This window comes from Aeromonas sp. CU5 (genome assembly GCF_002586745.1).
Lineage (GTDB): Bacteria > Pseudomonadota > Gammaproteobacteria > Enterobacterales > Aeromonadaceae > Aeromonas > Aeromonas sobria.
Genome location: NZ_CP023817.1, coordinates 3,836,411 through 3,848,522, shown reverse-complemented (window position 1 = coordinate 3,848,522; position 12,112 = coordinate 3,836,411). Strand labels below are relative to the sequence as shown.

Sequence of the window (12,112 nt, the reverse complement as noted above, 5' to 3'; positions counted from 1 at the left end):
CTAGATCCGCATCGGCATCACCACGTACTGAGCATCCTGATGTTCAAAATCCTCAATAATGGCACTGCTGATCGAATCGCTCAGGCTAATCCGGATTTGGTCACATTTTAACGTATTCAGCACGTCGAGCACATAAGAGACGTTAAAGCCGATCTCCATCTCGCCAGCGGCATATTGTACGTCAAGCAGCTCTTCGGCTTCTTCCTGTTCCGGGTTGTTGGCGGTGATACGCAGCAGGTTTTCCTGCAGATTGAGACGCACCCCACGGAATTTCTCGTTAGAGAGGATTGCTGCACGGGCAAACGCCTGGCGCAGATCCTCACGACCGGCGATCAAGGCTTTGTCACTGTTGCGCGGAATAACCCGGCGCCAGTCAGGGAAGCGACCATCCACCAGCTTGGAGGTAAAGATGAAGCCATCGAGGGCAGCACGCAGATTGCTGCGGCCGATCTGCAGCCGTACCGGCTTGTCGTCAGCTTCCAGCAAGCGCACCAGCTCCAGCACCCCTTTACGGGGCAGGATAACTTGATGATCGGGTAGCGATTCTGCAACCACCTCACGGCGGCAAGTGGCCAGACGGTGACCGTCGGTTGCCACGGTACGCAAACCGTGCCCCTCGCTCTCGAACAACATGCCATTCAGGTAATAACGCACATCCTGACTGGCCATGGAGAACTGGGTGGCGTCGATCAGCTTTTTCAGTTCCAGCTGGCTGATATCGAACTCGAGCACGGATTCCCAATCCTCGATGTTCGGATACTCGGTCGCTGGCAGGGTCGAGAGGTTGAAGCGGGAACGACCTGATCGGATGATCAGGCGCTCACCTTCGGTATTGAAGCGGATCTCGGCACCTTCTGGCAAACCACGGCAGATATCCAGCAGCTTGCGCGCTGGCACCGTGGTGCGGCCATCCTGGCTGTCACTATTGAGATAGACCTGACCGATCATCTCAACTTCGAGGTCGGTCCCGGTCAACGACAGCAGACCGTTGCTGACATCAAGCAGCACGTTGCCGAGGATCGGCAGGGTCGGTCGGCCACCCAGAGCACCGGACACCAGTTGCAGAGGACGTAACAGGGCCTCACGGCTAATTTCGAGCTGCATCTGTGCTCTCCGTTGTTATTGGGAGGAAAGGGTTCGGATCAGGTTGGAATATTCACACTGCATCTGTCCACTCCGTGCTGTTATCAGGACGAAAGAGTACGGATCAGGTTGGAATAGTCCTCCTTGATGTCGTGACTCTCCTCCTTCAGCTGCTCAATCTTGCGGCAGGCATGAAGAACGGTAGTATGGTCACGGCCACCAAAGGCATCACCTATCTCCGGCAAACTGTGGTTGGTCAGCTCTTTGGCCAGCGCCATCGCCAACTGGCGTGGGCGGGCAACCGAGCGGGAACGACGCTTGGAGAGCAGATCCGCCAGCTTGATCTTGTAATACTCCGCCACCGTCTTTTGAATATTGTCGATGGTGACCAGCTTCTCCTGCAGTGCCAGCAGATCACGCAGCGCTTCGCGCACGAAATCGATATTGATGGCACGGCCGGTAAAGTTGGCGTTGGCGATCACCCGGTTGAGGGCGCCTTCCAGTTCACGGACGTTGGATCGCAGACGTTTGGCGATAAAGAACGCCACTTCATCCGGCAAATGGACCTGGTTCTCGTCCGCCTTGCGCATCAGGATCGCGACGCGGGTCTCCAGCTCCGGTGGTTCGATCGCTACAGTCAGGCCCCAGCCAAAGCGGGACTTGAGACGATCCTCAACACCGTTGATCTCCTTCGGATAGCGATCCGAGGTCAGGATGATCTGCTGATTACCTTCAAGCAACGCATTGAAAGTATGGAAGAACTCCTCCTGGGAGCGCTCCTTGTTGGCGAAGAACTGGATGTCATCGATGAGCAAGGCGTCGACACTGCGGTAATAACGCTTGAACTCTTCAATGGCGTTATTTTGCAGCGCTTTTACCATGTCCTGAACAAACCGCTCGGAGTGCATATAGATGACTTTTGCATCTTTTTTGCCCTCTTTGATCGCATTACCAACCGCGTGCAACAGGTGGGTTTTACCCAGACCAGTACCGCCATAGAGGAACAGCGGGTTGTATGCACCACCCGGATTGTCCGCTACCTGACGGGCAGCCGCACGCGCCAACTGGTTAGACTTACCCTCGACGAAATTCTCGAAGGTATAGTTCACGTTGGTGTTGCTCTTGTGGTTCGGCTCGGGCTTGGTTTCAGCCTTGCGTTCCCAGCTCTTCTGCAAGTTATTCACAGGCGCGGCACCCTGTACTGGCGCTCTGGCGACAGGGACAGGATGAGGACGATTGCCTATATCAAAACGCAGGGCGGGGCCGTCGACCCCATAGAGTTCATTGATGATGCCATTAACCCGGATGAGATACTTGTCTCGTACCCAGTCCAGAACAAAGCGATTCGGTGCATACAGGGTCAGAGTATTGTCACTCAACTCCGCTTGAAGCGGCCGGATCCACATGCTGAATTCTGCCGAGGGCAACTCATCTTGCAGCCGGTTTAGGCACTGCTGCCATAGCGAAGCAGTCACTCTAAGCTCCTGTCGATTGATTAACTAAAGACCGGCTATTCTACGTTTTTAGCGATCTGATCTCCAGCCATCGCCCGGTGGATCCAGCAAATAAGATCCTTGACTTTCAAGGATCCCACGGCTTTGGATCAGATTTCATCCCCAAAGTTACCCACAGCTTGATCCACTATCCAGATTGGCGGATCGCCCCCATCTCTTCTCGTTATTTAATATAACTAAATGTCATTTATTAATTAGGTTTTATTCCAATAGCATGCGTTGCAACGTAGTGATTACAACTACAAATACAAGACATTGAGAGCGAGAAACACCATGAGCAGATCCATCAAACTGATTTCCGGCGCAGCCATCCTGCTGGCCACCCTGTCTGGTCAAGCGATAGCCCAGGAGACCATCAAGGTCGGCATGTCCGGCAAGTATTTTCCGTTCACCTTCGTCAAGCAGGACAAGCTGCAGGGCTTTGAGGTGGATATGTGGAACCAGATCGGTGAGCGTACCGGTTACAAGGTCGAATTCGTGACCGCCAGCTTCTCTGGCCTGTTCGGCATGCTGGAAACCGGTCGCATCGACACCATCTCCAACCAGATCACTATCACTGACGAGCGCAAGGCCAAATACGCCTTCTCCCAACCCTACGTCTATGACGGCGCCCAGATAGTGGTTCGCAAGGGCAACAGCACCATCCACGGCATTCAGGATCTGGCTGGCAAGAAGGTTGCCGTTAACCTGGGTTCCAACTTCGAAGAGCTGCTGCGCAAGAACGATCCAGCCAAGAAAATCGATATCCGTACCTATGATTCCAACTTCGAACAAGATGTCGCGCTGGGCCGTATCGATGCCTTCGTGATGGACCGCGTCTCCACCGCCCAGTTGATCAAGGAATCCAAGCTGCCACTGCAACAGGCCGGCGCACCGTTCGAAACCATCGAGAACGCCCTGCCCTTCCTGAAAACCCCGGAGAAACAGGCTGTGCTAAACAAGGTCGACGGTGCCCTGACCGCCATGCGTAAGGATGGCTCCCTGCGTCAGATCTCCGAAAAATGGTTCGCCTCCGACATCACCGACAAATAAATGATGGAATTTGATCTCGAATACACGCTGGGGCTGTTTCCCATCCTGCTCAAGTATCTGGGCACCACGATGGAGATGGCACTGTGGGGATTCGTGCTGGCACTCGTGCTGTCGCTGGCTCTGGCGATAGTGCGGGTGTTTCGCATCCCCGTCATTCACTGGCTGGCAATGCTCTATATCTCGTTCTTTCGGGGTACACCGCTGCTGGTCCAGCTATTCCTGCTCTATTACGGGCTACCGCAGCTGTTCCCAATCTTCGTGGGGATGGATGCCTTTACTGCCGCTATCGTCGGCCTGACCCTGCACTTCGCCGCCTACATGGCCGAGTCGATCCGGGCCGCCATCCTCGGCATTCACAAAAGTCAGATGGAAGCGGCGCTCAGTATCGGCATGAGTCGCTATCAGGCGATGCAGCGGATCATCCTGCCACAAGCAGCACGTATCGCCACCCCATCGCTGATGAACTACTTCATCGACATGATCAAGAGCACCTCACTGGCATTCACCCTGGGGGTGGCCGAGATCATGGGCAAGGCACAGATGGAGGCCTCCTCCTCCTTCAAGTTCTTCGAGAGCTTTATGGCGGTGGCGCTGGTCTACTGGGGGGTTGTTATTATCTTTACCCGCTTGCAGCATCTGCTGGAAGTTCGCCTGAATAGGGCCTACTAACGGAGGTCAGCGATGATCAAACTCACCGGCCTCACCAAGGCTTATAACGGCAATCAGGTACTTAACAGCATCGATCTGGAGGTGAAAAAAGGGGAAATTGTCGTCATCATCGGCCCCTCCGGCACCGGCAAATCGACCCTGCTGCGCTGCCTGAACCTGCTGGAGACCCCGGATGCGGGCACCCTGGCCATCGACGACCTTGCGCTGAATCTGGCCAAAGCCAGCGAGCAACAGGCAATCGAGTTGCGCAAGCGCACCTCCTTCGTGTTCCAGAACTACGCCCTGTTTGCCAACAAGACGGCGCTGGACAACATTGCCGAAGGGCTGATCACCGTCTGGAAGCAACCGAAGGCAGAAGCACGCGCCACCGCGCTCGGCATCCTCAAAGAGATAGGTCTTGCCGACAAGCAGGATGCCTATCCGGCGTCACTGTCCGGCGGTCAACAACAACGGGTCGGCATTGGCCGCGCCATGGCCGCCCACTCCAAAGTGATTCTGTTCGATGAGCCCACCTCCGCCCTAGACCCCGAGTGGGTAGACGAGGTGCTGGGGCTGATGAAAGCATTGGCTCGTCGACACCAGACCATGGTGGTGGTGACCCATGAGATTGAATTTGCTCGCGATATTGCTGATCGAGTGATCTTCATGGAAGGGGGGAGGATCGTCGAACAGGGGCCGCCAGATCAGATATTGGTTGATCCCAAGGATCCCCGCACCCGGGAGTTCTTGCGAAAAGTTCTGAAATAGCCCCCGCTTTCGCAGCTTGACCACCTTTTTTATTGAAGGATCCCTTGTTTAACCCCGGGTTGCCAGTATAATCCGGAGCCCTCGATCCTCTGGATCCTTACACTCGGCAGTGGCCTTTCAAGACCATCGCAGGATGAGAGGGAACGGCGGATTGACTAAAAGCCGAACTCTGTTTAGAATTCGGCCTCTTTTGCTAGTCGTCACACGCTATAGCTGGCGCGTCGGCTAAGTGTGACATCAAAACTGTACAGAAATACGGAATCGAATCATGAAACGTACTTTTCAACCGTCCAACCTGAAGCGCAAGCGCTCTCACGGTTTCCGCGCCCGCATGGCAACTGCCAACGGTCGTAAAGTTCTGGCCGCTCGTCGTGCCAAGGGTCGTGCCCGCCTGGTAGTCTAATGCCTACCCAGCACACCTTCTCTCGGGAGTTACGTCTGTTAACTCCCGAACACTTCAAACGCGTTTTCGCTGAGCCTGTCCGGGCTGCTTCCCCGCAAATTACGCTTCTCGCCTGCCCCAATTCACTCGAACACTCTCGTCTTGGTCTCGCTGTGCCCAAAAAAGCACTCAAGCGTGCCGTCTGGCGTAACCGTGTCAAACGGGTGGTCCGGGAAAGTTTCCGCCTCCAACAACATAAGCTGCCCGCTATCGATATCGTGGTGATCGCCAAGGCTGGTGTGAAAGAGATGGATAACGAGGAACTGTTCAAGTTACTGGAAAAGCTATGGCGCACTCTGTCACGCCGTTGCAATGGGTAGCTATCAAACTGATACGCCTGTATCAGCTAATCATTAGCCCTCTGCTCGGGCCGCGCTGCCGTTTTACTCCAACTTGTTCCCAATTTGCGATAGAAGCCATCCGACTTCACGGTTTCATAAAAGGCGTTTGGCTAGCTAGCAAACGTCTATTAAAATGCCACCCCTTATCCGAGGGTGGTTATGACCCGGTTCCGCAACCAAAGCGAAGAAACTGAAGACTATGGAATCACAACGCAATCTACTTCTGATCGGTTTGCTGTTCGTGAGCTTTTTGCTCTGGCAACAGTGGGAGTCCGACAAGGCTCCGAAGCCGGCCCCGATTACCGTGGCCCAAACCGAACATTTCGTACCTGAAGCCGGTCAAACCGGTGACATTCCTCAGGTTTCCGAGCAAGCCAACGCGACTGCCGCACGCAAGCTGATCACCGTCTCCTCTGACGTGCTCAAACTGACCCTGGATACCCAGGGTGGCGATATCGTCTCTGCCGAACTGCTGGCCCACAAGCTGGAAGAAGGTAAAGAGCCGTCATTCGTGCTGCTGACCAATGTGCCTGATCGCCTCTATGTCGCCCAAAGCGGCCTGGTGGGTCGTGATGGTCCTGACAGTCAACCTCAGGGCCGTCCTACCTATGACGCCGCCCAGACCAGCTATCAGCTGGCCGATGGTCAGGATCAAGTCGTCGTACCGATGACCTGGACCGACAGCAAGGGCGTGCTCTTCACTAAAGAATTCGTGCTCAAGCGTGGCGACTATGCCATTGGTGTTGATTACAAAATCGACAACAAATCTGCCGAGCCGGTTCAGGTGCAGTTCTATGGTCAGCTGAAGCAGACCGTAGCAACCCCGAAAGACCAGGAAGGTCATGCCATGGTAGCGAGTGCTTACCGTGGTGGTGCTTTCTCCAGCGAAGAGACTCGCTACAAGAAATACACCTTCGACGAAATGAAGGATGCCGACCTGAACAAGACCACCAAGGGTGGTTGGGTCGCCATGCTGCAACACTACTTCGTCTCCGCCTGGGCACCCAATGCCGACGATACCAACAGCTTCTACAGCCGCGTGACCCCTGGCACAGGCCAGGCCATCATTGGCTATAAAGCGCCCTTGGTAGACGTGGCCGCTGGCCAACAGGCCGAAGTGACCAGCAAGCTGTGGGTCGGTCCCAAGCTGCAAGACCAGATGGCCAAGGTGGCTAACCACCTCGACCTGACCGTCGACTACGGCTGGCTGTGGTTCATCGCCCAGCCACTGCACTGGCTGCTGACCGTGTTCCACGGCTTCGTCCAGAACTGGGGTGTGGCCATCATCATGCTGACCATGCTGGTGCGCGGTATCATGTTCCCGCTGACCAAAGCCCAGTACACCTCCATGGCCAAGATGCGCATGCTGCAGCCCAAGATTGCAGCCCTGCGTGAGCGCTTCGGCGAAGATCGCCAGAAGATGTCTCAAGGCATGATGGAGCTGTACAAGAAGGAGAAGGTCAACCCGCTGGGTGGCTGTCTGCCGATCCTGGTACAGATGCCGATCTTCATCGCCCTCTACTGGGCCTTGATGGAATCCGTCGAGCTGCGCCATGCGCCGTTTGCCCTGTGGATCTCTGACTTGTCAGTGAAGGACCCCTTCTTCGTGCTGCCAATCCTCATGGGTGCCTCCATGTGGTATCTGCAGAAGATGAGCCCGACCACTGTCACCGATCCGATGCAACAGAAAGTGATGCAGTTCATGCCGATCATCTTCACTTTCATGTTTCTCTGGTTCCCGGCTGGCCTGACTCTGTACTGGTTGGTGAGCAACGTCATCTCCATTACCCAGCAGACCATCATCTATCGTCAGCTGGAGAAGAAAGGCCTGCACACTCGCAATTGATGCGCAGCTAATCTTCCCGTGATGACAAAAGAGGCGGCCTTCGGGCCGCCTTTTTTATTACAATGTCTCCCACTACGTTTTCCTATCAGCGAACAAACGAGCCAAGCAAGATGACAACAGATACGATCGTGGCCCAAGCCACCGCGCCAGGCCGTGGCGGCGTTGGCATAGTCCGGGTCTCCGGCCCCGCCGCCGAACAGGTCGCCGAGATAATGCTCGGCAAGCTCCCGCGGGTGCGCTACGCCGAATATCTGCCGTTCAAGGATGAGCAAGGCCAGGTACTGGATCAGGGCATCGCCCTGCTGTTCAAAGCCCCCAACAGCTTCACCGGCGAGGATGTGCTGGAGCTGCAGGGGCACGGGGGTCCCGTCATCATGGACATGCTGATCCGCCGCATTCTGCAGATCGATGGCATTCGCCCTGCCCGTCCCGGCGAGTTCAGCGAACGCGCCTTCATCAATGACAAGCTGGATCTGGCCCAGGCCGAGGCCATCGCCGACCTGATCGAAGCCTCCAGCGAACAGGCCGCACGCAGCGCCATGCACTCCCTGCAGGGGCAGTTCTCCAGCAAAATTCAATTGCTGGTCGAGAGCCTGATCCGGCTGCGCATCTATGTGGAAGCGGCCATCGACTTTCCCGATGAGGAGATCGACTTCCTCTCCGACGGCAAGGTTGCGGGCGATCTCTACGCCATCATGGCCGAGCTGGATGGGGTACGCGGGGAAGCCAAGCAGGGCGCCCTGCTGCGGGAAGGGATGAAGGTGGTGATCGCCGGTCGCCCTAACGCCGGTAAATCGAGCCTGCTCAACGCCCTGGCAGGCCGCGAGTCCGCCATTGTCACCGAGATCGCCGGTACCACCCGCGACGTGCTGCGCGAACACATCCACCTCGATGGTATGCCGCTGCACATCATCGACACCGCCGGTCTGCGCGACACGCAAGATCAGGTGGAAAAGATCGGCATAGAGCGCGCCTGGGCAGAGATAGAACAAGCCGATCGCGTGCTGTTTATGGTGGATGGCACTACCACTGACGCCATCGACCCGCGGGAGATTTGGCCGGAATTTGTTGATCGGTTGCCAAAAAACATCGGCCTCACCGTCATTCGCAACAAGGCCGACCTGACTGGCGAGGAGCTGGCACCGAGTCAGGAGCTAGGTCACGCCGTCTACCGCATCTCCGCCAAGACCGAGCTGGGGCTGCCCGCCCTGCGTGAGCACCTGAAAGCCTGCATGGGCTTCCAGGGCAATACCGAGGGGGGCTTTATGGCCCGCCGCCGCCATCTGGATGCGCTGGAGCGCGCCGCCGAGCGGCTACTGATCGCCAAAGACCAGCTGGAAATCTATGTCGCCGGGGAACTGGTGGCCGAAGAGCTGCGCCTCGCGCAGGAGTCCCTCTCCGAGATCACCGGCGAATTCAGCTCCGACGATCTGCTGGGCCGCATCTTCTCCAGCTTCTGCATCGGCAAGTAAGTCGGTTCGGCAGACAACAAAAAGCCCGGGATGAACCCGGGCTTTTTGTTGTCTGTTTTTTGTCCGCACACCTAGAGACGGCGCAGACACCACATGAAGTAAGCGCCACCTAACAGGGTGGAGACCAGACCGACCGGCACCTCCTTCGGGAAGAGGACCTGCTGGCCGACCCAGTCCGCCGATACCATCAACAGGGCGCCGGAAGCGGCAGCCCCGAGCAGGTGCCAGCGTGCCCGCACCAGCCCCATCAGCTTGGCCATGTGTGGCGCCAGCAGACCGACGAACGAGAGCGGCCCCACCACTAGGGTGGCACTGGCAGTGAGCACGGCCACCAGCAGCAGGATGGCGAGCTGGGCACGGTTGAGGCGAATGCCCAGCGCGGTCGCCATCGCAGCTCCCATCGGCAGCAGATCGAGCCAGCGGCTGACAAGCAGGCAGGCGGCCAGCATCAACAGCACCAGCCCCACCAACCCATAGGCCACCGGCAGGGTGACGTAATAGGTGGAACCGGACATCCAGGAGAGCAGTTGCTGCACCCGCATGTCACCGTTGGCCAGCGCGATGGCCTGCAGCGGCTCAAACAGTGCCGTGATGGCAATACCTGAGAGCAGGATCCGCTCCGGCTGGAAGCCGTGCTTGCGATTGACTACCACCAGCAGCAACAGGCAGCCGAAGGCACCGAGCAAGCCACCGGCCAGCATCAGCGGCAGGGGCAACGCGGGCAGCAGCAGCGCTGTGGTAATCACCCCCATAAAGGTGCCGCCACTCACCCCCAGCAGCTCCGGGCTCGCCATCGGGTTGTTGCTGACGCGCTGCAACAGGGTACCCGCCAGCGCCAGCAGCACACCGGCCGCTCCCGCCGCTAGTGCGCGCGGCAGCCGCCACTCCAGCTGGGCCTGCCAGCGGAGCCAGCTTGGCCAGCTCCAGCCCGTCATCCCCTGACCAAACAGCAGGGAGGCGACCATGGCCAGCAGCAGCCCAACCAGCAACAGGCCGACAAGGCGAGCCGGAGCCGGATGGCGGGCCACCAGCAGAGCGGAGTTTGCCTTCGGCGCACCCGACTTGATGCCAAGGCGCGGAATAAGCCAGAGCAGCAGCGGCGCGCCCAGCAGGGCGGTCATGGCGCCGGTGGGGATCAAGACTGGCCAGAAGCGGCTCAGGCTCTGCAGCAGCAGATCGGTGGCCGCCAGCAGCAGGGCGCCGAGGATCGGTGCCCACAATAGCCGTTGGCCAAGCTGGCGGATCCCGAGCAGCCGCACCATGGCGGGGGCGGCCAGCCCGATAAAGCCGATCAGCCCGACCACGCTCACCACGCAAGCGGTGACAAATACCGCCAGCCCGAGTCCGGCAAAACGCAGATGCTGAAGGGATACACCCAGACTACGGGCGCTGGCATCATCCAACTCCAGCACTGCAAGCGGGCGTACCAGCACAGCGGCCAGCGCAGCGGCTGCCAGCAGGCGAGGCAACAGGTAACTCACCCCGCTCCAGCTGTTCTGCACCAAAGAGCCACTGCCCCACACCAGCAAGCCTTTCAGCTCCTCCTGAAAGAACAGCAAGAGCCCCATGCTGATGGCCGCCAGATAGAGGTTGATCACCAGCCCGGCAAAGACGATGACCACCGGATTGAGCTGACGACGCCAGGCCAGGGCGAACACCAGCGCCATTGCAAGGCTGCCACCGGCCATGGCGATCCACTCCCGCCCCAACAGCAGCCAGGAGGGGGCAAACAGGGTCACCATCATCAATGCCAGTTGGGCACCGGAGGCCACCCCAAGCGTGGTGGGTGACGCGAGCGGGTTGCGCAGCACCTGCTGCATCAGGGTACCCGCCAGCCCGAGTGCAGCTCCAGCCAGCAGGGTGACCACCAAACGGGGCAGCCAGCTGAAATGCACCACCGCTTGGCTGACATCATCCAGATTGGGGGCGAAGAGGCTCTGCCACCAGAGCGCACCGGGCAGCTGGCGAGCCAGCTCCCAACACGCGAGCGAGAGGGTCAACCCCAGCAGGATCGAGACCGGCCGCAGCAGCGGCGATGTGAGCAGTCGCTTCATCGGCTCGCCTCCATACGCTCGACATCTTGCAGCAATGCATCGCTGAGCAGACTGGCGAAACGGCGGGCGGCCAATACGCCGCCAAAACTCCAGACCGCAGGCAGATGCAGCACGGGGGCTTGGCGTACCAGCGGCAGATGCTGCCACAGCCCAGGCTCCTGCAGCCGTTCGCTCACTCCGACCGGGATGGGATCGACCACCACCAGCCGCGCGGTTGGCAAGGTCATAAACTGCTCGATGCTGACCACCGAGAAACCCCAGTCATTGGTCTGATTCTGCCAGCCATTGCGCAGCCCGAGCCGCGTCATCACCGCATCGAACAGGCTGTGGCGACCAAACACCCGCACATGGCGCTCATCGATAAACTGCACCACCAGCAGGGGCGGCAGATCCGCAGGCAATCTGGCCTTCATACTGGCCAGTTCCTGATCCAGCCCGGCCAGCAGCCGTTCGCCCTCGGAGGTTTTGCCCACCATACGGGCGAGGGTCAGGGTCACATCGTGCAGCCGCTGCCACAGATCGGTTTGCCCATCATAGAGGGCAATAGTGCTCACCGGTGCAATGCGGGAAAGAGTTGGTGCCAGCGGAGCCGCTAGCGGCGAGATGAGGATGCGATCGGGTTTGAGCTCCGCCAGCAGCTCGCGGTTGGGCTGGGTGCGCAGGCCGATATCCACCACCCCGGCGGGCAGCCGTGGCTCGCCGACCCATGCCTGATAGGGACCAGCATCCCCCACAGCCAGCGGTGTCACCCCGAGTGCCAGCAGGGTCTCGGCTATGGTCCAGTCGACGGTAGCGATACGGGGTAGCGGCACAGAAGCGATCGGGGATGTGTCGGCCTGCGCCGCAAGTGGCAGCAGGCTAATAAGGCAGGGTGCCATCTTCTTCAATAAACGGTTCAAGAGAGCCCCCCGG

12 protein-coding genes are annotated in these 12,112 nt (G+C 58.5%); 8 read left to right on the top strand and 4 right to left on the bottom strand.

Going from position 1 to position 12,112, the window contains the following annotated elements; translation table 11 throughout:
- Nucleotides 1–1,104 (bottom strand): DNA polymerase III subunit beta, encoded by a 1,104-nt coding sequence (gene dnaN, locus CK911_RS17305; RefSeq protein ID WP_042022966.1) that lies wholly within the window; start codon nt 1,102–1,104, stop codon nt 1–3.
- An 83-nt stretch (nt 1,105–1,187) separates the two neighbouring features.
- Nucleotides 1,188–2,558 carry a chromosomal replication initiator protein DnaA gene (dnaA, locus tag CK911_RS17300; protein ID WP_042022965.1) on the bottom strand — a complete coding sequence of 457 codons (1,371 nt, stop codon included), beginning with the start codon at nt 2,556–2,558 and terminating at the stop codon, nt 1,188–1,190.
- Between the two features lie 312 nt (nt 2,559–2,870).
- On the opposite strand from dnaA, the gene CK911_RS17295 reads away from it, so the two are divergent.
- The 8 genes from CK911_RS17295 (at nt 2,871) to mnmE (ending at nt 9,146) form a co-directional block, all read left to right on the top strand.
- A complete protein-coding gene (locus tag CK911_RS17295) occupies nt 2,871–3,629 on the top strand; it encodes an amino acid ABC transporter substrate-binding protein (RefSeq protein ID WP_098971494.1) in 759 nt (252 codons plus the stop codon).
- Nucleotides 3,630–4,298 (top strand): amino acid ABC transporter permease, encoded by a 669-nt coding sequence (locus tag CK911_RS17290; RefSeq protein ID WP_098971492.1) that lies wholly within the window; start codon nt 3,630–3,632, stop codon nt 4,296–4,298. It begins immediately after the preceding gene.
- Between the two features lie 12 nt (nt 4,299–4,310).
- Nucleotides 4,311–5,045 (top strand): amino acid ABC transporter ATP-binding protein, encoded by a 735-nt coding sequence (locus tag CK911_RS17285; RefSeq protein ID WP_098971490.1) that lies wholly within the window; start codon nt 4,311–4,313, stop codon nt 5,043–5,045.
- Between the two features lie 268 nt (nt 5,046–5,313).
- The gene (gene rpmH, locus CK911_RS17280) at nt 5,314–5,448 is read left to right on the top strand and encodes a 50S ribosomal protein L34 (protein WP_005307156.1); all 135 of its coding nucleotides are present in this window, start codon (nt 5,314–5,316) and stop codon (nt 5,446–5,448) included.
- Nucleotides 5,448–5,807: a ribonuclease P protein component gene (gene rnpA, locus CK911_RS17275; RefSeq protein ID WP_042022962.1), complete on the top strand. Its 360-nt coding sequence runs from the start codon at nt 5,448–5,450 to the stop codon at nt 5,805–5,807. The genes rpmH and rnpA overlap by 1 nt, the downstream gene beginning before the upstream one ends.
- The gene (gene yidD / locus CK911_RS17270) at nt 5,774–6,022 is read left to right on the top strand and encodes a membrane protein insertion efficiency factor YidD (RefSeq protein WP_010672280.1); all 249 of its coding nucleotides are present in this window, start codon (nt 5,774–5,776) and stop codon (nt 6,020–6,022) included. Before rnpA ends, yidD begins: the two co-directional genes overlap by 34 nt.
- 5 nt (nt 6,023–6,027) lie before the next feature.
- Nucleotides 6,028–7,674, top strand: a complete 1,647-nt coding sequence (yidC, locus tag CK911_RS17265) for a membrane protein insertase YidC (RefSeq protein ID WP_042022961.1) — start codon at nt 6,028–6,030, stop codon at nt 7,672–7,674.
- Nucleotides 7,675–7,784: 110 nt separating this feature from the next.
- A complete protein-coding gene (gene mnmE, locus CK911_RS17260; protein WP_042022960.1) occupies nt 7,785–9,146 on the top strand; it encodes a tRNA uridine-5-carboxymethylaminomethyl(34) synthesis GTPase MnmE in 1,362 nt (453 codons plus the stop codon).
- A 71-nt stretch (nt 9,147–9,217) separates the two neighbouring features.
- Here the strand turns inward: mnmE and fhuB are convergent, their stop codons facing one another.
- On the bottom strand, nt 9,218–11,200 hold the full coding sequence (gene fhuB, locus CK911_RS17255; protein ID WP_098971488.1) for a Fe(3+)-hydroxamate ABC transporter permease FhuB: 1,983 nt from the start codon (nt 11,198–11,200) through the stop codon (nt 9,218–9,220).
- Nucleotides 11,197–12,078 (bottom strand): ABC transporter substrate-binding protein, encoded by an 882-nt coding sequence (locus CK911_RS17250; protein ID WP_098971486.1) that lies wholly within the window; start codon nt 12,076–12,078, stop codon nt 11,197–11,199. Before CK911_RS17250 ends, fhuB begins: the two co-directional genes overlap by 4 nt.
- Nucleotides 12,079–12,112: the final 34 nt, after the last annotated feature.